The sequence below is a fragment of the Loktanella sp. IMCC34160 genome (genome assembly GCF_004145845.1).
In the GTDB taxonomy this organism is placed as follows: domain Bacteria; phylum Pseudomonadota; class Alphaproteobacteria; order Rhodobacterales; family Rhodobacteraceae; genus SELP01.
The window spans coordinates 337,297-357,493 of record NZ_SELP01000004.1; the positions used below are offsets into that span (position 1 = coordinate 337,297).

19 protein-coding genes and 1 riboswitch are annotated in these 20,197 nt (G+C 65.3%); of the genes, 17 read left to right on the top strand and 2 right to left on the bottom strand.

What is annotated here, in order from left to right:
* Positions 1-83: 83 nt before the first annotated feature.
* The 16 genes from ftsW (at position 84) to recN (ending at position 16,197) form a co-directional block, all read left to right on the top strand.
* Complete coding sequence (gene ftsW, locus EU803_RS12775) at positions 84-1,247, top strand: putative lipid II flippase FtsW (RefSeq protein WP_129683386.1); 1,164 nt, start codon at positions 84-86, stop codon at positions 1,245-1,247.
* Positions 1,248-1,292: 45 nt separating this feature from the next.
* Complete coding sequence (locus tag EU803_RS12780; protein ID WP_129683388.1) at positions 1,293-2,393, top strand: UDP-N-acetylglucosamine--N-acetylmuramyl-(pentapeptide) pyrophosphoryl-undecaprenol N-acetylglucosamine transferase; 1,101 nt, start codon at positions 1,293-1,295, stop codon at positions 2,391-2,393.
* A 1-nt stretch (position 2,394) separates the two neighbouring features.
* Positions 2,395-3,807 (top strand): UDP-N-acetylmuramate--L-alanine ligase, encoded by a 1,413-nt coding sequence (murC, locus tag EU803_RS12785; protein WP_129683390.1) that lies wholly within the window; start codon positions 2,395-2,397, stop codon positions 3,805-3,807.
* A complete protein-coding gene (locus EU803_RS12790; protein ID WP_129683392.1) occupies positions 3,804-4,031 on the top strand; it encodes a hypothetical protein in 228 nt (75 codons plus the stop codon). Before murC ends, EU803_RS12790 begins: the two co-directional genes overlap by 4 nt.
* Before the next feature lie 25 nt (positions 4,032-4,056).
* Positions 4,057-5,253 carry an amino acid permease gene (locus EU803_RS12795; RefSeq protein WP_129683394.1) on the top strand — a complete coding sequence of 399 codons (1,197 nt, stop codon included), beginning with the start codon at positions 4,057-4,059 and terminating at the stop codon, positions 5,251-5,253.
* Complete coding sequence (locus EU803_RS12800; protein WP_129683396.1) at positions 5,250-5,516, top strand: DUF2484 family protein; 267 nt, start codon at positions 5,250-5,252, stop codon at positions 5,514-5,516. The genes EU803_RS12795 and EU803_RS12800 overlap by 4 nt, the downstream gene beginning before the upstream one ends.
* Complete coding sequence (locus tag EU803_RS12805) at positions 5,513-5,761, top strand: DUF2484 family protein (RefSeq protein ID WP_129683398.1); 249 nt, start codon at positions 5,513-5,515, stop codon at positions 5,759-5,761. The genes EU803_RS12800 and EU803_RS12805 overlap by 4 nt, the downstream gene beginning before the upstream one ends.
* 63 nt (positions 5,762-5,824) lie before the next feature.
* Positions 5,825-6,760 carry a UDP-N-acetylmuramate dehydrogenase gene (murB, locus tag EU803_RS12810; RefSeq protein WP_129683400.1) on the top strand — a complete coding sequence of 312 codons (936 nt, stop codon included), beginning with the start codon at positions 5,825-5,827 and terminating at the stop codon, positions 6,758-6,760.
* Between the two features lie 110 nt (positions 6,761-6,870).
* Positions 6,871-7,785 (top strand): D-alanine--D-alanine ligase, encoded by a 915-nt coding sequence (locus tag EU803_RS12815; RefSeq protein WP_129683402.1) that lies wholly within the window; start codon positions 6,871-6,873, stop codon positions 7,783-7,785.
* Entirely contained in the window at positions 7,773-8,654 is an 882-nt protein-coding gene (locus tag EU803_RS12820) for a cell division protein FtsQ/DivIB (RefSeq protein WP_129683404.1), read from the top strand. Before EU803_RS12815 ends, EU803_RS12820 begins: the two co-directional genes overlap by 13 nt.
* Positions 8,654-9,988 carry a cell division protein FtsA gene (gene ftsA / locus EU803_RS12825; RefSeq protein ID WP_129683406.1) on the top strand — a complete coding sequence of 445 codons (1,335 nt, stop codon included), beginning with the start codon at positions 8,654-8,656 and terminating at the stop codon, positions 9,986-9,988. Before EU803_RS12820 ends, ftsA begins: the two co-directional genes overlap by 1 nt.
* Positions 9,989-10,163: 175 nt before the next feature.
* Positions 10,164-11,768, top strand: coding sequence for a cell division protein FtsZ (gene ftsZ, locus EU803_RS12830; protein ID WP_129683408.1), 1,605 nt, complete (start codon positions 10,164-10,166; stop codon positions 11,766-11,768).
* Between the two features lie 193 nt (positions 11,769-11,961).
* A complete protein-coding gene (gene lpxC / locus EU803_RS12835) occupies positions 11,962-12,882 on the top strand; it encodes a UDP-3-O-acyl-N-acetylglucosamine deacetylase (RefSeq protein WP_129683410.1) in 921 nt (306 codons plus the stop codon).
* A gap of 144 nt (positions 12,883-13,026) precedes the next feature.
* The gene (locus tag EU803_RS12840; RefSeq protein ID WP_129683412.1) at positions 13,027-13,881 is read left to right on the top strand and encodes an outer membrane protein assembly factor BamD; all 855 of its coding nucleotides are present in this window, start codon (positions 13,027-13,029) and stop codon (positions 13,879-13,881) included.
* On the top strand, positions 13,872-14,459 hold the full coding sequence (locus EU803_RS12845) for a hypothetical protein (protein WP_165352833.1): 588 nt from the start codon (positions 13,872-13,874) through the stop codon (positions 14,457-14,459). Before EU803_RS12840 ends, EU803_RS12845 begins: the two co-directional genes overlap by 10 nt.
* An 82-nt stretch (positions 14,460-14,541) precedes the next feature.
* Complete coding sequence (gene recN, locus EU803_RS12850) at positions 14,542-16,197, top strand: DNA repair protein RecN (protein WP_129683416.1); 1,656 nt, start codon at positions 14,542-14,544, stop codon at positions 16,195-16,197.
* Between the two features lie 183 nt (positions 16,198-16,380).
* On the opposite strand, the gene EU803_RS12855 is transcribed toward recN, so the two are convergent.
* The gene (locus EU803_RS12855; protein WP_129683418.1) at positions 16,381-17,769 is read right to left on the bottom strand and encodes an FAD-linked oxidase C-terminal domain-containing protein; all 1,389 of its coding nucleotides are present in this window, start codon (positions 17,767-17,769) and stop codon (positions 16,381-16,383) included.
* A gap of 66 nt (positions 17,770-17,835) precedes the next feature.
* Here EU803_RS12855 and EU803_RS12860 point away from each other — a divergent pair, with 66 nt between their 5' ends.
* Positions 17,836-19,524 carry a chloride channel protein gene (locus EU803_RS12860; protein WP_129683420.1) on the top strand — a complete coding sequence of 563 codons (1,689 nt, stop codon included), beginning with the start codon at positions 17,836-17,838 and terminating at the stop codon, positions 19,522-19,524.
* A 33-nt stretch (positions 19,525-19,557) separates the two neighbouring features.
* Here EU803_RS12860 and EU803_RS12865 read toward each other — a convergent pair whose 3' ends face one another.
* A complete protein-coding gene (locus EU803_RS12865) occupies positions 19,558-19,962 on the bottom strand; it encodes a RidA family protein (RefSeq protein WP_129683421.1) in 405 nt (134 codons plus the stop codon).
* 72 nt (positions 19,963-20,034) lie between these two features.
* Positions 20,035-20,182, top strand: a riboswitch (FMN riboswitch).
* Positions 20,183-20,197 lie beyond the last annotated feature (15 nt).

The window sequence follows — 20,197 nt, forward strand, 5'->3', positions numbered from 1 at the left end:
CCGAATCACTTGCCGTTACCCTTGCGCCAGATCCGGGGAAAACCCGGGCAGGCAGAGGCAGAGACACCCAAGGCGGTATTCCCATGACGGAAATGGTTCATGGCACGATCCCCGTGCAGGCGGGCGAACCCATTCTTCCACGCTGGTGGCGGACGATCGACAAATGGACAATGTCCTGCGTCCTTGCGCTGTTCGGGATCGGATTGCTGCTGGGGCTGGCGTCTTCCCCGCCGTTGGCGGCCCGCAACGGGCTGGAACCCTTCTATTACGTGACCCGTCAGGCGGTGTTCGGCGGCGCGGCGATCCTTGTGATGATGATCACCTCGATGATGTCGCCGCTGATGGTGCGTCGGCTTGCCGTCCTGGGGTTCATCGCGGCCTTTGCGGCGCTGGCCCTGCTGCCCGCCTTCGGAACCGATTTCGGCAAGGGCGCGGTGCGCTGGTATTCGCTGGGCTTTGCCAGCTTCCAGCCGTCCGAGTTCCTGAAACCCGTCTTTGTCGTGGTCGCTGCATGGTTCATGGCGGCCAGCTTTGAATTGGGCGGCCCGCCGGGCAAGGCCTATTCCTTTGCGATCACGGTCATCATCGTGACGATCCTTGCGCTGCAACCGGACTTTGGTCAGGCGGCACTGGTGCTGTTTGCCTGGGGCGTGATGTATTTCGTGGCCGGGGCGCCAATGCTGCTGCTGTTCGGGATCGCGGGGATGGTCATTCTTGCGGGCAGCTTTGCCTATTCCAACTCGGAGCATTTCGCCCGCCGGATCGACGGGTTCCTGAACCCGGAGATCGACCCGACCACCCAGATCGGTTATGCGACGAATGCGATCCGCGAAGGCGGGTTTTTCGGAGTCGGCGTGGGCGAGGGGCAGGTGAAATGGTCGCTGCCTGATGCGCATACGGATTTCATCATCGCGGTCGCGGCTGAAGAATACGGGCTGATCTGCGTCATCGCGATCATCGCGCTTTACACCGTGATCGTCTTCCGGTCGCTTCTGCGGCTGATGAAGGAGCGCGATCCCTTTATCCGGCTGGCGGGCACCGGGCTGGCCTGTGCCTTTGGCGTTCAGGCGATGATCAACATGGGCGTCGCGGTGCGGCTTCTGCCGGCCAAGGGGATGACCCTGCCCTTCGTCAGCTACGGCGGGTCGTCGCTGATCGCGGGTGGGGTTGCGGTCGGGATGCTTCTGGCCTTTACCCGCACACGGCCGCAAGGGCAGATGGGCGATCTGCTGTCGCGCAGGCACTAGGGTTTCCGGCCGGACCGGCCGGGGAGATATCTGAAAGGATCACACATGGCGGCCCCTTTACTGGTTATCGCGGCGGGCGGCACCGGCGGACATATGTTCCCGGCGCAGGCCCTGGCCGAGGCGATGCTGGCCAAGGGGTGGCGGGTGCGTCTGTCCACGGACGCGCGCGGCGCGCGCTATACCGGCGGGTTCCCGGCAGGGGTCGAGATCACCCAGGTCGCCAGCGCCACCTTTGCGCGCGGCGGGATCGCGGCAAAGGCGCTGGCACCGCTTCGCATCCTTGGCGGCATCCTTGGCGCGACCTTCCGCACCCTGCGGGACCGGCCTGCGGTCGTCGTGGGCTTTGGCGGCTACCCGTCGATCCCGGCGGTGGCGGCGGCATGGATCACCCGGACGCCACGGATGATCCACGAACAGAACGGGGTTCTGGGCCGCGTCAATCAGGTCTTCGCGAAGCGGGTCGATCTGGTGGCCTGCGGCACATGGCCGACAGTCCTGCCCAACGGGATCGGGGGCACCCATACGGGCAACCCGGTCCGTGGCGCGATCCTGTCCCGCGCGGGTGCCCCCTATATCGCGCCCGGCGATTATCCGATGTCGATGCTGGTCATGGGCGGCAGTCAGGGCGCGCGCATCCTGTCCGATGTGGTGCCCGCTGCGATCACGGCCCTTCCCGACAGCATTCGCAGCCAGCTGCGGGTCAGCCATCAGGCCCGGCCCGAGGATATGGACCGCGTGACCGCCGCCTATGCCGATGCGGGCATTCGGGCTGACGTGCAAAGTTTCTTCACCGATATCCCCGAACGCATGGCCGAGGCGCAGCTGGTCATCAGCCGGGCAGGGGCCTCCTCGGTCGCCGATATCTCGGTCATCGGGCGCCCATCGATCCTGATCCCGTTCGCCGCCGCAACCGCCGATCACCAGACCGCCAACGCCCAGCAGTTGACAGACGCGGGCGCGGCGATCCTGATCCCCGAAAGCCGCCTTGACGCGGCAAGCCTTTCGGCGCAGATCGCGCTGATCCTTGGTCAGCCCGCTGCGGCCAACCAGATGGCCGCCGCCGCCCTGTCCTGCGGCATTCCCGATGCAACCGACCGGCTGGTTGCCCTTGTCGAAGGGCTGGCCGGACAGACGAAAGACGCCTGACATGAACGCCGCCGCCACCAAACTTCCGCTTGACGTGGGTCCGATCCATTTCGTGGGCATCGGCGGGATCGGCATGTCCGGCATCGCCGAGGTTCTGCTGAACCACGGATACGTGGTGCAGGGGTCGGACCTGAAACGGTCCAAGATCACCGACCGGCTGGAAAAGATGGGCGCGCTGATCTTCGAAGGCCAGCGGGCCGAGAACCTTGAAGGGGCCGAGGTCGTCGTGATCTCATCCGCCATCAAACCGGGCAACCCCGAACTGGACGAGGCCCGCCGCAAGGGCCTTCCCGTCGTCCGCCGGGCCGAGATGCTGGCCGAACTGATGCGCCTGAAATCCAACGTGGCCGTGGCCGGGACGCACGGCAAAACCACGACCACGACGATGGTATCGGCCCTTCTGGACGCCGGGAATTTCGACCCGACCGTGATCAATGGCGGCATCATTCATGCCTACGGATCGAACGCCCGCGTGGGCGAAGGCGAATGGATGGTGGTCGAAGCCGACGAAAGCGACGGCACCTTCAACCGCCTTCCGGCGACCATCGCCATCGTGACCAACATCGACCCCGAACATATGGAGCATTGGGGCAGCCTCGATAACCTGCGCAAGGGCTTCTACGACTTCGTGTCGAACATCCCGTTCTACGGGTTGGCCGTCTGCTGCACCGACCACCCCGAAGTGCAATCGCTGGTCGGCAAGATCACCGACCGCCGCGTCGTCACCTATGGGTTCAACGCGCAGGCAGACGTGAGGGCGGTGAACCTGACCTATCAGAAGGGGATCGCCCATTTCGACATCGCGCTTCAGGGCGAAGACGCGGTGATCGAGGGCTGCACCCTGCCGATGCCCGGTGACCACAACGTGTCTAACGCCCTGTCGGCGGTGGCCGTGGCCCGGCACCTTGGGATGAAGAAGGATGAAATCCGCACGGCGCTGGCAAATTTCGGCGGGGTCAACCGCCGCTTTACCCGCGTGGGCGAGGTGGGCGGCGTGACCATCATTGACGACTATGGTCACCACCCGGTTGAAATCGCCGCCGTGCTGAAGGCCGCGCGGCAGGCCGTGGGCGTGGACAGTGCCGCGCGGGTCATCGCCGTGCACCAGCCGCACCGCTATTCCCGCCTGTCGTCGCTTTTCGAAGATTTCTGCGGCTGCTTCAACGAGGCCGATGTGGTCGGCATCGCCGAGGTCTATGCTGCGGGTGAAGACCCGATCCCCGGCGCGTCGCGGGACGATCTGGTGTCAGGTCTAGTGCGGCACGGGCACCGGCATGCCCGCGCAATCCTGTCTGAGGACGATCTGGAACGGCTGGTCCGCGAACAGGCCCGTCCCGGCGACATGGTGGTCTGCCTTGGGGCCGGGACAATCAGCGCCTGGGCAAACAACCTGCCCGCCCGTCTGGAAAAATGAACTGGGTCTGGATCATCGCCGCGGTCATCGTTCTGATCTCGGCCATGTCCATCGCCCGACACATCCGGCGCGGGCTCATCTTCTTCGCAATTGCCTTCGCGGGGCTGATGTTATTGCATTTCCAATCCCATCCGGGCGAGGCGATGCTGGGTCTCGGCTCTTTGGGCGGGGGGCTGGCGATGATGCGACCACTTCGACGGATCGTCGCCCGGATATCGTTCTAGGACACGCACAACGAAAGGGACAGCCATGCCAGACGCCACCCTGAAACGCCGGATCGGCCCCGGGCTGCTGACGGCCTATGGCGTGGGCGTGATGGTGGGCGCGGGCATTTATGTGCTTGTGGGCGAGGTCGCGGGACTGTCGGGCATCTATGCGCCGGTCGCCTTCCTGCTGGCAGGGCTTGTCGCGCTGCCCTCGGCCCTGTCCTATGCCGAACTTTCGGTCCGGATGCCCGAAGCCGCAGGCGAGGTCGCCTTTGTCGAGGCGGGAACAGGGCTGCGCTGGCTGGGGCTGATCGTCGGGCTGGCCATCGTGCTGTCCGGGATGCTGTCAGCGGCGGCGGTCCTGCGGGGCGGGGCAGGGTATTTGACATCTATCGTCGGGATCTCGCCCGAAATGGCGATCATCGCCGGGGGCGTCCTGATCGCCGCCGTTGCCATCGTCGGCGTGTTGGAAAGCCTTGCCGTCGCGGCGGTCTTTACTCTGGCCGAGGTGCTGGGGCTGGCTCTTGTCATCTGGGCGGGGCTGGGGGCCGATCCCGTCTCGGTCGATTGGGCGGCGGCCCCCGCGCCCTATTGGCCCGGTATCTTCGCTGCGGTCACCCTGTGTTTCTTCGCCTTCATCGGGTTCGAGGATATCGTGAACCTGGCCGAAGAAACCCGCGACCCGGACCGCACGATGCCGCGCGCGATCCTTTGGGCGCTGGCGATCACCGCTGTCCTCTACGCGGCGGTGTCCTACGCCGCCGTTCGGGCAGTGCCGATCGAGGCGTTGTCGGCCAGTCAACAGCCGCTGGCGCTGGTCTGGCAGGTCGGAACCGGCAACCCGGCGGCCTTCCTGTCGGCCATCGCGGTCGCGGCGGCGGTGAACGGGGTGTTGGCGCAGATCGTCATGGCGGCGCGGGTCTTGTACGGTCTGGGGCGCAGGCACGGAAGCCTGCGGGTCTTCTCGGGCGTTGGCGCGCGGTTCGGAACGCCGCATCTTGCCACGATACTGATCGGCGGTGGCGTGATCGGCGCGGCGCTTGTCCTGCCGGTGGGGCAACTGGCCGGTATGACATCGCTTGTCCTGTTGTCGGTCTTTGTCCTCGTCAACCTGTCGCTGATCCTGATCAAGCGGCACACGCCCGCCGCACGGTTCCGGGTGGGGGCATGGGTGCCGGTGGCAGGGCTGCTGATGGCGCTGGGCGCGCTGATCCTTTGGCTGTGGGGGGCGCTGGCATGAGCTATTCCCTGATCGCCGCCGCCTTTTGGGTCATCCTAGGCACGATCACCGCGCTTTTGCCGCTGCGGCGGCAAATGTGGCCCGGATTGACCCTACTGGTGTTAGCGCCTGTCATTTTGGTCTGGTTATCGGTTGACCATGGGCTTTGGATCGGGGCATTGGGGGCGGCAGGTTTCGTTTCCATGTTCCGAAACCCGCTTCGTTATCTCTGGGCCCGGGTTCGGGGCCGCAATCCGCAACTACCGCCAGAGCTTCGCAGATGACCTATTCCCTGATCGCCGCCTTCCTCTGGTTCATCCTTGCCAATGTCGCCGCACTGGTCCCCAGCCGCGACAACCACTGGAGCAGGGCCTACGTGCTGATCGCCGTGGGTGTGCCGATCCTGGGCTGGGTCACCTATGAAAACGGGCCGTTCATCGGGCTGGTCGTTCTGGCCGCCGGGGCAAGTGTCCTGCGCTGGCCGGTGATCTATCTGGGCCGCTGGCTTCGGCGGAAGGTCGCGCGCTAGCTTGCCTGCCGGGGGGCGAACCGTTATTCCGCCCGAAACCATGACGAGTAGCAGGCCCACCCCGTGACTTTCGATCTTCCGCCCGTGCGCGGCACCCTGACCCGCGACCGCGACCTTGCCAGCCTGACGTGGATGCGGGTGGGCGGGCCTGCGGATGTGCTGTTTCAGCCTGCCGATGCGGATGATCTGGCCGATTTCCTTGCCGCGCTTGACCCGGCGGTGCCGGTCTTCCCGATGGGGGTCGGGTCCAACCTGATCGTGCGCGATGGCGGTATTCGTGGCGTGGTGATCCGGCTGGGCCGTGGGTTCAACGGGATCGACATTGAAGGCGCCACCGTGCGGGCCGGGGCGGCAGCACTCGACGCCCATGTCGCCCGCAAGGCGGCAGAGGCGGGGCTGAACCTGACCTTCCTGCGCACCATCCCGGGGTCCATCGGCGGCGCGGTGCGGATGAACGCGGGCTGTTATGGCGACTATGTCGCGGATGTGCTGCGCGAGGTTGATGTGATCACCCGGCAAGGCCAGCGCCTGACCCTTCCCGCCGCCGCCCTGAACCTGCGCTACCGGCAATCGGACCTGCCCGACGGGGCGGTTGTTATCGGCGCGGTCTTTGACGCACCTGCCGGCGATCCGGCAGAACTGGCCGCGCGGATGGACGACCAGTTGGCCAAGCGCGATGCGACCCAGCCGACGAAAGACCGCACCGCCGGGTCCACGTTCCGCAACCCGGCCGGGTTTTCCAGCACCGGCAGGGCGGATGACACGCATGACCTGAAAGCGTGGAAAGTGATTGACGATGCCGGGATGCGGGGCGCCACGCGGGGCGGGGCGGTGATGAACACCAAGCATTCCAACTTCCTGACCAACGCGGGCGGCGCGACGGCGGCTGATCTGGAAGGATTGGGCGAAGACGTGCGGAAAAAGGTTTACGATTCAAGCGGTATCACGCTAGAATGGGAAATCATGAGGGTCGGCGAACCGGCCCCAGAGGCAGAATAACAGGCGGGGCCACTTCCCCGTTGCAAAAGATCGAATGATCCGCCGCGCGACAATGCGGCAATTTTCAATGACGGACCGGCAAAACGGTCCGCGTGGCGAGGCAGTAGGGCATGTCGGGCAGCGAGACCCGCAAGGTTGCAGTTTTGATGGGCGGCCCATCGGCCGAGCGCGAGGTCTCCCTCAGCTCGGGCCGGGAATGTGCCGTCGCGCTGCGTGCCGCGGGCTTCACCGTGACCGAGATTGACGCGGGCCCCGACCTTGCCGAACGGCTGCGCGCCGACCGCCCTGATGTGGTGTTCAACGCGCTGCATGGGCGCTGGGGCGAAGATGGCTGCGTTCAGGGCATCCTTGAATGGCTGCGCATTCCCTATACCCATTCGGGCGTGCTGGCCTCTGCCCTTGCGATGGACAAGCAGAAATCCAAGGCGGCCTACCGCGCCGCTGGCCTGCCGGTCGTTGACAGCATTCTGTCGACCCGCGACCAGATTGAAGCCGCCCATGTCATGGCCCCGCCCTATGTGGTCAAGCCCAATGCCGAAGGGTCGTCTGTCGGGGTCTATATCGTGCGCGAGGCCGCCAACGGCCCGCCGACGCTTGCCCCCGATCTGCCCGCCAGCCTGATGGTCGAAACCTATGCACCGGGGCGCGAGCTGACCGCATCGGTGATGGGCGACCGGGCACTGACGGTGACCGATATCATCACCGATGGCTGGTATGACTATCACGCGAAATACGCCGACGGCGGATCGCGCCACGTGGTGCCCGCCGATGTTCCGACCGAGATTTTCGATGCCTGCATGGACTATGCCCTGCGGGCGCATCAGGCGTTGGGCCTGCGCGGGTTGTCGCGGACCGATTTCCGCTGGGACGACACGCGCGGGCTGGACGGGCTGATCCTGCTGGAGACCAACACCCAGCCGGGGATGACACCCACCTCGCTTGCCCCCGAACAGGCGGCCCACTGCGGCATCGACTTTCCGACGCTCTGCGCCTGGCTGGTAGAGGATGCCTCATGCGACCGCTAGGCCAGCAGACCCCGCGCCGCGACCCGGCGCCGTCCCGCTGGGGCTACCGCTATCAGCGGCTGATGCTGACGCCGGGCGTTCGCCGGTCGCTGCGGATCGGTGTTCCGATGGCGGTGCTGGCCGTCATCGCGGCGGCCTGGTTCGGCAAGGCCGAAAACCGGGACTTGGTCGCGACGACCTATCAGGACATCCGGACCTCAATAGAAACGCGCCCCGAATTCATGGTCAACGCCATGGCCATCGACGGGGCGAGCGAAGCGCTGGAACTGGAGATCCGCACGGTTCTACCGGTCGATTTTCCGCTGTCGTCTTTTGAGCTGGACCTGGAAGAGATGCGCGACACCGTCGAGGCCGTAGGTGCGGTTGAACGGGCCACACTGCGGGTGAAACCCGGCGGCATTCTTCAGGTCGATGTGACCCCGCGCGTGCCGGTCGCCGTCTGGCGGCGCAACGACGGGCTGGACCTGATCGACGCGGGTGGCGCGATCATCGGGCCGCTGGCGCAGCGGGCCGACCGGGCCGACCTGCCGCTGATCGCGGGCGATGGCGCGCGGCAGAACGTGACCGAGGCCCTGGCCCTGATCGACGCGGCGGGCCCCGTGGCCCCCCGTGTGCGCGGGCTGGTGCGGATGGGCGAACGGCGCTGGGACGTGGTTCTGGACCGGGATCAGCGGGTTCTGCTGCCCGCGGACCGCCCGTTGCAGGCATTCGAACGGGTCGTGCTGATGGCCCAGACACAGGATTTGCTGGATCGCGACGTTCTGGTCGTGGACATGCGTAACGAGGACCGGCCGACCATAAGGCTGGGAGAACAGGCAACCGTCGAAATGCGACGGCTAAATGCTTCGGTATCGGGGGCAGGAAACTGATGAGGCAGCTATACGAAACCCAACGGGCCATGCGGAATATGCGCAAGGCGGCGATGCAGCGCGGCGTGGTCGCGATTCTGGATGTGGGGACATCCAAGATCGCCTGCCTTGTGCTGCGCTTCGACGGGCCGGAACGGTTCCGCGACAGTGACGGGGTCGGCTCCATGGCCGGGCAATCGTCGTTCCGGGTGATTGGCGCGGCGACCACGCGGTCGCGCGGGGTCCGCTTTGGAGAAGTGGACGCGATGCAGGAAACGGAGCGGGCGATCCGCACCGCGGTTCACGCGGCCCAGAAGATGGCCAACGTGAAGGTCGACCATGTCATCGCCTGTTTCTCGGGCGCGCGGCCCCGGTCCTACGGGCTCGAGGGCGAGGTTTCGGTTGAGGGCACCGTTGTCACCGACGCCGATATCGGCCGGGTACTGGCCGCCTGCGACGTGCCCGACATCGGTGCGGGACGCGAGGTGCTCCACGCCCAGCCCATCAACTTTGCGCTGGATCACCGGTCGGGACTTGGGGATCCGCGCGGCCAGATCGGCAACCAGCTGGCGACCGATCTGCATCTTCTGTCGGTTGACGCTACGGTGATCCAGAACCTTCTGTATTGCATCAAACGCTGCGATCTCGAACTCGCCGGACTGGCCAGTTCGGCCTATGTGTCCGGCATTTCGTCGCTCGTTGAGGATGAACAGGAACTGGGCGCGGCCTGTATCGACATGGGTGGCGGCGCGACGTCGCTGTCGATCTTCATCAAGAAGCACATGATCTATGCCGACAGCGTCCGCATGGGCGGCGATCATGTGACCAGCGATATTTCCATGGGCCTTCAGGTTCCGCTGGCAACCGCAGAGCGGATCAAGACCTTCTACGGCGGCGTAGTGGCCACCGGCATGGACGACCGCGAAATGATCGAGATCGGCGGCGATACCGGCGATTGGGAACGCGACCGGCGCACCGTCAGCCGGGCCGAACTGATCGGCATCATGCGCCCCCGGGTCGAAGAGATCCTGGAGGAGGTGCGTGCCCGTCTGGATGCCGCCGGGTTCGAATACCTGCCCAGCCAGCAGATCGTGCTGACCGGCGGGGCCAGTCAGATCCCCGGCCTTGACGGGTTGGCCAGCCGCATCCTTGGCCAGCGCGTCCGCCTTGGCCGTCCGCTGCGTGTTCAGGGGCTTCCGCAGGCCGCGACCGGCCCCGCATTTGCCGCCGCCGTTGGCCTGACGCTCTTTGCCGCGCACCCTCAGGACGAGTGGTGGGACTTCGAGATTCCGACCGAAAACTACCCGGCCCGGTCGCTTCGGCGCGCCGTTCGTTGGTTTAAGGACAACTGGTAATACGCAACATCTTGCCGATTGCCCGAAATCCGGCGAAAAGGACGCTGAAAACCGCCATATTTGGTAGGTTTTGGCGCATTTTTTCGTGACCTCGGTCCAACAAGCCGTTAGGATCGCAGCAATTTAGGCAAGAACGCCCGATGGGACGGGCCCGAAACAGACAGGCGGACAGAGCATGACACTGAATCTCTCCATGCCCGGGCAAGAGGAACTCAAGCCCCGGATCACCGTGTTTGGCGTTGGCGGCGCTGGCGGCAACGCAGTGAACAACATGATCGAGAAACAACTCGACGGCGTGGAGTTCGTGGTGGCCAACACCGACGCGCAGGCCCTTCAGCAATCCAAGGCACAGGCCCGCATCCAGATGGGTGTGAAGGTGACCGAGGGCCTTGGCGCGGGCGCACGGGCCACGGTTGGCGCAGCCGCCGCCGAGGAAAGCATCGAACAGATCGTCGACCATCTGGCGGGCGCGCATATGTGCTTTATCACCGCTGGTATGGGGGGCGGCACCGGCACCGGCGCGGCCCCGATCATCGCGCAGGCCGCCCGTGAACTGGGCGTTCTGACCGTCGGCGTTGTGACCAAGCCGTTCCAGTTCGAAGGCGTCAAGCGGATGCGCCAGGCCGAAGAGGGCGTTGATGCCCTTCAGAAGGTCGTGGACACGCTGATCATCATTCCGAACCAGAACCTGTTCCGTCTGGCCAACGAAAACACCACCTTCACCGAAGCCTTCGCCCTTGCCGACGATGTGCTGTACCAGGGTGTGAAGGGCGTGACCGACCTGATGGTCCGTCCGGGCCTGATCAACCTCGACTTTGCCGACGTCCGCGCGGTGATGGACGAGATGGGCAAGGCGATGATGGGCACCGGCGAAGCGCAGGGCGAAAACCGCGCCATCGACGCCGCCGAAAAGGCGATCGCCAACCCGCTTCTGGACGAAATCAGCCTTGAAGGGGCGAAGGGCGTTCTGATCAACATCACCGGCGGCTACGACCTGACCCTGTTCGAACTGGACGAAGCCGCGAACAAGATCCGCGAAAAGGTCGATCAGGATGCCAACATCATCGTTGGCTCCACGCTTGACCCGGATATGGAAGGCTGCATGCGCGTGTCCGTCGTTGCCACCGGCATTGACGCCAGCGAAGTGCGTCAGGAAATCCCGGTTCCCCGCCGCAAGATGTCCGAGCCGCTGACCCAGACCGTCTCGAGCGAAGCGCCGAAGGCCGCTGCCCCCGCTCCGGCACCGGCGCCGGTCGCCGCGGCTGCTGCCCCGGTGATGGAAGAACCCAGCCTGTTCGATGACGCGCAGGAACTGGTCGCCAAGGCACCGGAACCGGAGGACATGTTCGACGAATTCGAAGAACAGCTGACCGCAGAGCTTGAGGCTGAGGACGTGGCCGAAGACGACCTGCCGCCGCCGGCCTATCGCCCGCGTCCGGAACCGTCGATGGACCGCACCGCCGACAGCTTTGTCGCGCCGCGCGCCCCGGCGCCCGGCACGCCCTCGCCCGAGGCGCTGGCGCGTCTTCAGGCAGCGGTTCACAAGGCCCCCTCTGCCGCGCCCCGCAGCCCCGTTGCCGAACAGCGGGCCGAACCGGAAAAGCCGCGCTTCGGGATTAACTCGCTGATCAACCGGATGACCGGGCATGGCACCGAACAGGCCCCCCAACAGCCGCAACGGTCGCAGCCGCAGGTTCACGCCTTCCGGGACGAACCCGAGGTTGATCCGGAGCAGGAAAAGATCGAGATTCCCGCCTTCCTGCGCCGTCAGGCCAACTAGGAACGCAACGTCAGATCGACGAAGGGCCGCCAACGTGCGGCCCTTTTTCGTTTTAAGTCAGTGGGTTGACGGGGTGATCACGCCCATTGCAACAAATTCGTTTCGAATGTTTCATCCCGTTATAAAGAGTGAGTTGAGCGACCGGCCCCACTTGCTTAGGTCATGGGCAACCGAAACGAATCCGGGGCGACCCTTGCAAACCACCATCTCCCAGCCTGTCACCTTTGAAGGCATTGGCCTTCATAGTGGCCAGCCTGCGCGGCTGCGTGTCTGCCCCGCCCCCGCCCACCACGGAATTGTCTTCCGGCGTACGGATGTGGTTGGCGCCGATGCGCTGGTTCGGGCCCGTTGGGATTTCGTGTCGCAGGAACCGCTCAACACCCGCGTTGTGAACGAGGCGGGTGTGTCCGTGGCAACCATCGAACATCTGATGGCGGCGCTGGCTGGAAGCGGGTTGCACAACGTGCTGATCGACATTGACGGGCCAGAGGTTCCGATCCTTGATGGATCGTCCGCCGAATTCGTGCGTGGCCTTGTCGCCGCCGGCACCACGTCGCTTGCTGCACCGCTGCGTGCGATCCGCGTGCTGTTGACGATCGAAGTATCGAATGGCGACGCCGTTGCGCGCCTGTCGCCCTCCGACAGCCTTGAGATCGACTTCCGGATTGATTTTGCCGACGCCGCGATCGGCCGTCAGGAAAAGACCCTGAACATGGCCAACGGGGCCTTCGTTCGTGAACTCTGCGACAGCCGGACCTTCTGCCGCCAGTCGGACGTCGATGCCATGCATGCGGCCGGGCTGGCCCTTGGCGGGTCGCTGGACAATGCGGTTGTGGTTGACGGGGCCGAGGTTCTGTCGCCTGGCGGGCTGCGCCACCGGGACGAGGCAGTGCGCCACAAGATGCTTGACGCGCTCGGCGATCTTTACACCGCAGGTGCGCCGATCCTTGGCCGCTACACCGGAAGCCGGGCCGGGCACGCCCTGACCAACAAGCTGCTGCGCGCCCTGTTCGACCATCCCGAAGCCTGGGATTGGGTCACCTGCGATGCCCGCATCGCCGCCCGTTTGCCGGGTGTCGGCGTGCATTTCTCGGACCTCGGGCACGTCGCCTGACCCTTGCTGTCGTGGCCCCGCTGGCCGCGTCGTGCCGATGGGTGCCAAAAGGCATTTTGCCCCCCATTTTTCTGTGCTAGACCAAGGGCAATCCGGGGCGTGTGCGCGTTTCGGGAACAAAGGAAGTGTGTCGGGGGCAAGCGCATGTCGAGCCGGATCGGAAATGCAGGAGGCAAGGCGATTCTGGGCGCGGCCCTACTTTCGCTTACACTGACCGCCGCCTGTTCGGGATTCGATACGCGCCGCGAAGGAGCGATTGACGCCTATTCCGCCGAAGAAATCTATCAGCGCGGCGAATACGAATTGGAGAAGGGGCAGGCGGATGACGCCGCCTTCTACTTTGGCGAGATCGAACGGCTTTATCCCTATTCGGAATGGGCCAAGCGCGGTTTGATCATGCAGGCCTATTCCTACCACCGGGACGGAGACTACCCCAGTGCCCGTGGCGCGGCACAGCGGTTCCTGGACTTCTATCCGGCGGATGAGGACGCGGCCTATGCCCAGTATCTTCTGGCGCTGTCCTACTATGACCAGATTGACGAGGTCGGCCGCGATCAGGGCCTGACCTTCCAGGCGCTTCAGGCGCTGCGCGTTGTGATCGAACGCTATCCCGACAGCGAATATGCCCGCTCGGCGATCCTCAAGTTCGACCTGGCCTTTGACCATCTGGCCGCCAAGGAAATGGAAATCGGGCGCTACTACCTGAAGCGCGGCCACTACACGGCGGCGATCAACCGGTTCCGCGTCGTGGTCGAAGATTTCCAGACCACCAGCCACACCCCCGAAGCGCTGCATCGCCTCGTGGAATCTTACCTGTCGCTTGGCCTGACGGACGAGGCGCAGACCGCTGGCGCGATCCTTGGTCACAACTTCCAGTCGACCGAATGGTATCAGGACAGCTATGCGCTTCTGACTGGCGAGGGGCTGGAACCGCGGTCGTTGGGCAACAACTGGCTTTCCGCGATTTACCGGCAGATGGTCCGGGGCGAGTGGCTTTGATCCGGGCCACCCGGGCAATCTTCCTCGCAGCCGTGGTTGTGGGTCTTGCGGGTCCGGTGGCGGCGCAAGACATCCGGATGCAGATGACCAGCGTCGGCGCCACCCATGTTCTTGAGTTCGAAAATTCCAGCGGGCTGATCATACAGCAGCGGCTGTTCGCGCTTGGGGATGGAACCTGGCGCGAGGAACGGACAGAGGTGCAGGGCGGTGATGTCGTTGTCACTGATCGGATGATCACCAATGCCGACGGCAATGTGCTTCAGGCCGATGGACCGGACGGCGCGATTATCCGCTTCATCCCTCATGATTGCCGCCGGGTCGAAGGCACCTGCGAATACGTTCAGATCGTCGGCGACCAGCCCGAGGAACTGGGCACCCGGCTGGTGCGGCGCAACACGCCGACCGAAAAGGGCTATATCGCCGAACTCGCCTATTTCGGACCCGATGGGGTACTTTTGCCCTACCTGCGCAGCGTTGTCGTACTGGACGATGGCGGCTTTGTGATGCGGGCGGACCGTACCTATTCGGATGGCAGCCGCTATTCCTACTGGCGGGTCGGGCCCACCACCGGCAGCTAGACAGGCGGGGCCAAGGTGCCTTGCAAGTGCCCATCGCTTGATCCAAAACACAAGGCGCGAGATTTGCGGACCGGAGGCTTTCGTGCTGCGCACCCTGGATATCCGGGACATGCTGATCATCGACCGGCTGGAGCTTGAATTCCAGCCGGGCCTGAACGTCTTGACCGGTGAAACCGGGGCCGGGAAATCAATCCTTCTGGACTCTCTGGGGTTCGTGCTGGGCTGGCGCGGGCGGGCCGAACTGGTCCGCGCCGGTGCCGATCAGGGCGAGGTGACAGCGGTGTTCGACCTTGGGCCGGGGCACCCCGCGATGGCGGTACTGGACGAGGCCGGGATCAGTGCCGAGGAGGGCGAGGTGATCCTGCGCCGGGTCAACAGCCGCGACGGACGCAAGACGGCATGGGTCAACGGGATTCGTGCAACCGGCGAGGTGCTGCGCCAACTGTCCGATGTGTTGGTCGAACTGCACGGTCAGCATGACGACCGGGGCCTGCTGAACCCGCGGGGCCACCGGAACCTGCTGGACGCCTTCGCCGGGACCGAGCCACAGATTGCGCAGACCCGCGCAGCCTGGCGGGCATTGTCCGAGGCGCAAAGGGCGCTTGCGGCGGCCGAGGGCCGGCTGGCCGAGGTCAAGGCTGAAGAGGATTTCCTGCGCCATTCGGTGGCCGAACTGGACAAGCTCGATCCCCAACCGGGGGAGGAGGCAGATCTGGATGCCCGCCGCCGCCTGATGCAAGGGGCCGAGAAGATCCGCGAGGATATTCAGAAGGCATATCAGGCGCTTGGGTTGGATGGGGCCGAGGGGATGCTGGGCGACGCCAGCCGCTGGTTGGACGGCGCCGTGGCCGAAGCAGAGGGGCAGCTTGACCCCGCGCTGGCGGCCCTCGATCGGGCGATGGTCGAATTGGGCGAGGCGCAGTCCGGGGTTGAGCGGTTCCTCGATCAACTGGCATTCGACCCGTCCGAACTGGAGCACGCAGAAGAGCGGCTGTTCGCCATCCGTGGGCTGGCGCGTAAGCATGGGGTCCTGCCCGATGATCTTGCGGGCTTCGCGGATGACCTGCGCGCCCGCCTTGCCGTGATCGACGGCGGCGCAGGCGATCTGCGGGCGCTGGCCGAAGCGGTGGCCAGGGCGCAGGCAACCTATGACGCCGCCGCCACCCGCCTGCATGACGCGCGGATCGAGGCCGCCGCAAGGCTTGACGCCGAGATGGCCGCCGAACTGGCCCCGTTGAAAATGGAACGGGCGGTTTTCGCCACCGTGATCACACCGGGGCAGGCCGGGCCAGAGGGCCGTGACGAAGTTGCCTTTACCGTGGCCACCAACCCCGGCGCGCCCGCCGGTCCCCTGAACAAGATCGCGTCTGGCGGGGAACTCAGCCGCTTCCTTCTGGCACTCAAGGTCTGTCTGACACAGGGGGCGTCGGGCCTGACCCTGATCTTTGACGAGATTGACAGGGGCGTCGGAGGGGCCACGGCAGATGCGGTCGGGCGGCGGCTGGCGGAGCTTGCGCGGGACGGTCAGGTTCTGGTGGTCACGCACAGCCCGCAGGTGGCGGCCCTTGGCGGGCATCACTGGCGGGTCGAAAAGCAGCAGACCGAGGTTGAAACCCTGTCCACCGTCGTGCCGCTTGGTCCGACGGACCGGATCGAGGAAATCGCCCGGATGCTGTCTGGGGACCAGATCACGACAGAGGCGAAAGCCGCCGCCAAGGCCCTGCTTCGCGCTGTCTAGGGGGATGGTGGGTTAAAACCCACCTTACCCGGGGGCGCTTCGCCCCCCGAACCCCCCGAGGGTATTTCTAACCCAAAGAAAAAGGGACGCTGAGTCCAGCCCCTTCTTTGGGACAACAAATATCCCGGGGTGAATGGCCCGGAACGGGCCAGAGGGGCAGCGCCCCTGAACGTAAGGTGGGTCTTAACCCACCGCGCCGTTATTTGGGGGAACAAGCTTGCCGGGGTTCATGATGTTACCGGGGTCCAGTGCGGCTTTGATGCTGCCCATCACCTGCCAACCCTCGCCATGTTCGGCCGCCATGTAACCTAGTTTTCCCATACCGATGCCATGTTCCCCAGTCACGGTCCCGCCCAGCCGCAGCGCCCGCTGCGCCATCCGGGCCGATAGGGTTTCGGCCGCGTGAACCTCGGCCGTGTCGTCGGGGTCGATCAGCAGGATCGCGTGAAAATTCCCGTCGCCCACATGGCCCAGGATCGGGGCCTCGACCGGCGAGGCTTCGATATCCGCCTGGGTTTCCGACACCGCCTGGGCCAGCGCCGAGATCGGCACACAGACGTCCGTGACGATTGCCCGCGCACCGGGGCGCGAAGCAAGGATCGCCCGATAGGCTTCGTGTCGCATTTTCCACAGTCGGGTGCGGTCTTCGGTCTGCCGCGCCCATTCAAACCCTTCGGCGCCGTTGTCTTCGGCGATGGCACGGAAGATTTCGGCGTCTTCGCCCACCCCGATCTCGGACCCGTGAAATTCGACCAGCAGGTGAGGTTTTTCCGGGAAGTCCGCCCCGGAATAGGCATTCACCGCCCGTGCCGTCGCCGCATCGACGAATTCGATCCGGGCCATGGGCACGCCGGACTGGATGGTTTCGATCACCGCTGCCACGGCCCGGTCCATTTCACCGAAGGCGCAGACGGCGGCGGAAATCGCACTGGGTTGGCCACGAAGTTTCAGGGTCAATTCGGTGATCAGCCCCAGCGTCCCCTCGGCCCCCACGAACAGCCCGGTCAGGTCATAGCCGGACGAGGATTTCCGCGCCCGCGTGCCGGTGCGAATGACCCGCCCATCCGCCAGAACCACCTCCAGCCCCATGACATTGTCGCGCATGGTTCCATAGCGCACGGCGGTCGTCCCCGACGCCCGGGTCGAGGCCATCCCCCCGATCGAGGCATTGGCGCCGGGATCGACCGGGAAGAACAGGCCGGTGGCCCGAAGCGCCTCGTTCAGGGCCTCGCGGGTGATGCCCGGCTGGACCCGCACATCCATATCCTCGGCATTCACCGCGATGATCCGGTCCATCCGGGCAAAGTCCACAACGATCCCGCCCTGTACCGCCAACGCGTGTCCTTCCAGCGACGTGCCCGCGCCCCAGCCGATCACCGGGACGCCATGGTTGGCGCAGATTTTCACCAGCGCCGCGACCTCTTCGGTTGTCTCGGGATAGGCGACCGCCTCGGGTGGGGTCGGGGGAAAGTGGCTTTCGGATTGGCCGTGGTGGTCCAGTTCGGACTTGGACCGGCACAACCGATCCCCTAAGAGGGAAGACAAGGCGGGAAGGGCGGCGTCGAGTGTCATGGCGGAAAGTCCCTTTGGCTGGCCGGACCATAGGCCAGCCGGACCCTGCGGGGAAGGCGGGAGGCGATGGCAGAGCCGATTGTCGCAGAGATACGGGCGGTTGCCGGGCGGGCGCAGGCCACGCTGGCCCACGCATTGCGCGTGCTGCGTCAGAAGGGGCCAAGCCAGGTGCAATTCTGGTTTATCGCCCTTGCGGTCGGCATTGCCGCCGGCTTCGCCGCGCTGGTGTTCCGCCTTGGGGTCGATCAGCTTCAGTCCGTTGTCTACGGCACCGAAAACACCGCCCGCATCCACCGGGTCGCGGCCCAGATCGACTGGTATTGGCTGATCCTGATCCCCGCCACGGGCGGGCTGATCGTCGGGCTGATCCTTGACCGGTTCACGCCAGAGGCGCGGGTCAGGGCGGTTGCGGATGTGATCGAAGGTGCGGCCCTGAACGAAGGTCGGGTCGAGGTAAAGGCGGGTCTTGCCTCTGCCGCGGCCAGTTTCATCACCCTCTCCACCGGCGGGTCGAGCGGGCGGGAAGGCCCGGTCGTCCACCTTGCCGCCGTGGTGTCGACCAAGGTGATGAGATGGATGCGGGCCGACGCGATCACCGGGCGCGATCTGTTAGGCTGTGCCGTCGCCGGCGCGGTGGCCGCCAGTTTCAACGCCCCGATCGCCGGGGCGCTTTTCGCGCTCGAGGTGGTGTTGCGCCATTTCGCCGTGCACGCCTTCGCCCCCATCGTGATCGCGGCCGTGGCCGCCACGGTCATCAGCCGCCTGATCATGGGGGATGTGACCGAATACTACCTGCTGGAAATGACGACCCTGTCGTTCTACGTCGAACTTCCGGCCTTTCTGATCCTTGGGCTGGTCTGCGGGTTGGTGGCGACGATCATGATGCTGTCGATTTTCTGGGCCGAGGATTTCGCCAGCGCGGTTCAGGCCCGGCTGCGCCTGCCGCGCTACCTGCGCCCGATGATCGCCGGGGTGCTTCTGGGGACCATCGCGATTGCCTTCCCGCATATCATTGGTGTCGGTTATGGCACCACGTCCGAGGCCCTGTCGGGGCGGTTGCTGTTCTGGCAGGCGATCGTCTTTGTCATCATCAAGATCATCGCCACGGCAATCACCATGGGCGGTCGCATGGGGGGCGGGGTATTCTCGCCCTCCCTGATGGTCGGGGCGCTGACAGGGCTTGCCTTTGGCATGGTGGCCACGGCGATCTTCCCGGATTTCTCCGGCTCGCCCACGCTTTATGCCCTTGCCGGGATGGGCGCGGTCGCGGCGGCGGTCCTTGGGGCGCCGATCTCCACCACGCTGATCGTTTTCGAACTGACCGGCGACTGGCAGACCGGCCTTGCGGTCATGGTCGCGGTGTCCCTGTCGACGGCCCTGTCGTCGCGGCTGGTGGACCGGTCCTTCTTCCTGACCCAGCTGGAACGGCGCGGCGTGCATCTGGCCGCCGGGCCGCAGGCCTATCTTCTGGCGACCTTCCAGGTGGCCAGCGTCATGCGGGCCAAGGACGCCCCGCGCGGCGCGGATGAGGGCACCTGCTGGGCGATGATTGAACAGGGCCAATACCTTGACGCGGGCGCGACACTGGAAAAGGCGATGCCGCTGTTCGAGGAGGTCGGTGTGCCCTTCCTGCCGGTGGTCAAACTGGGCGGGCAGGGCGAGGCGCCGGAGCTTTGGGGCGCCCTGTTCCAGGTCGATGCGCTACGGGCCTACAACCGGGCCTTGGCGGCGACCGCTGCCGAAGAGCATAGCTGACGCCCAAAACTGGGTAGTGCTGACGCCGGTGGCCTAGGCGGTCCAGTCGCTGATGATCGCGTCCGCCTCGAACTCGACCAGCCATTCAGGATTCACGAAACGGTCAATTGCCATGATCGTATCGACCGGGCGGACGTCCCTGAAATATTCCTTGCGCACGTCTATGGCGGCTTTCCAATCGTTGATGTCGGTCAGGATGACCCGTGTGCGGATCACGTGGTGCAGACCCGACCCGGCCTGTTCAAGCGCCGCCTTGATGATCTCGATGCATCGTCGGGTCTGGGCGGCGACGTCACCTATGCCCACAGTCTTGCCGTCCTCCCCCACCGGTGCCGTGCCCCCGACGGACACGAATGGACCAACCCGGACCGCGCGCGAGAAGCCGACAATCGCTTCCATCGGATTGCCGTTCGAAATGAGCTCTCTGTCAAAAGTCATGAAGCACCCCCTTGGCTAGGGGCGAGGATAGCACGATTTCACTTGCCTGACCGGGACGTTCTTCTAGATTGCCGGTGTTCTCAGGGCGGGGCGGAATTCCCCACCGGCGGTATGTGGCGCAAGGCCACGAGCCCGCGAGCGCCTTCGGTTCGCCGGAGGGTCAGCAGATCAGGTGAGAGGCCTGAGCCGACGGTCATAGTCCGGATGAAAGAGAGCATGGACAGCCCCGCCGCGC

Excerpts from the sequence above, each read along its gene's own strand:
- ftsZ (WP_129683408.1), top strand. The coding sequence starts at position 10,164 with ATGACACTGAATCTCTCCATGCCCGGGCAAGAGGAACTCAAGCCCCGG.
- ftsW (WP_129683386.1), top strand. The coding sequence starts at position 84 with ATGACGGAAATGGTTCATGGCACGATCCCCGTGCAGGCGGGCGAACCC.
- EU803_RS12805 (WP_129683398.1), top strand. The coding sequence starts at position 5,513 with ATGACCTATTCCCTGATCGCCGCCTTCCTCTGGTTCATCCTTGCCAAT.
- EU803_RS12865 (WP_129683421.1), bottom strand. The coding sequence starts at position 19,962 with ATGACTTTTGACAGAGAGCTCATTTCGAACGGCAATCCGATGGAAGCG.
- EU803_RS12790 (WP_129683392.1), top strand. The coding sequence starts at position 3,804 with ATGAACTGGGTCTGGATCATCGCCGCGGTCATCGTTCTGATCTCGGCC.
- EU803_RS12860 (WP_129683420.1), top strand. The coding sequence starts at position 17,836 with ATGGCAGAGCCGATTGTCGCAGAGATACGGGCGGTTGCCGGGCGGGCG.
- ftsA (WP_129683406.1), top strand. The coding sequence starts at position 8,654 with ATGAGGCAGCTATACGAAACCCAACGGGCCATGCGGAATATGCGCAAG.
- EU803_RS12820 (WP_129683404.1), top strand. The coding sequence starts at position 7,773 with ATGCGACCGCTAGGCCAGCAGACCCCGCGCCGCGACCCGGCGCCGTCC.
- murC (WP_129683390.1), top strand. The coding sequence starts at position 2,395 with ATGAACGCCGCCGCCACCAAACTTCCGCTTGACGTGGGTCCGATCCAT.
- EU803_RS12840 (WP_129683412.1), top strand. The coding sequence starts at position 13,027 with ATGTCGAGCCGGATCGGAAATGCAGGAGGCAAGGCGATTCTGGGCGCG.
- EU803_RS12780 (WP_129683388.1), top strand. The coding sequence starts at position 1,293 with ATGGCGGCCCCTTTACTGGTTATCGCGGCGGGCGGCACCGGCGGACAT.
- EU803_RS12795 (WP_129683394.1), top strand. The coding sequence starts at position 4,057 with ATGCCAGACGCCACCCTGAAACGCCGGATCGGCCCCGGGCTGCTGACG.
- EU803_RS12855 (WP_129683418.1), bottom strand. The coding sequence starts at position 17,769 with ATGACACTCGACGCCGCCCTTCCCGCCTTGTCTTCCCTCTTAGGGGAT.
- EU803_RS12815 (WP_129683402.1), top strand. The coding sequence starts at position 6,871 with ATGTCGGGCAGCGAGACCCGCAAGGTTGCAGTTTTGATGGGCGGCCCA.
- EU803_RS12800 (WP_129683396.1), top strand. The coding sequence starts at position 5,250 with ATGAGCTATTCCCTGATCGCCGCCGCCTTTTGGGTCATCCTAGGCACG.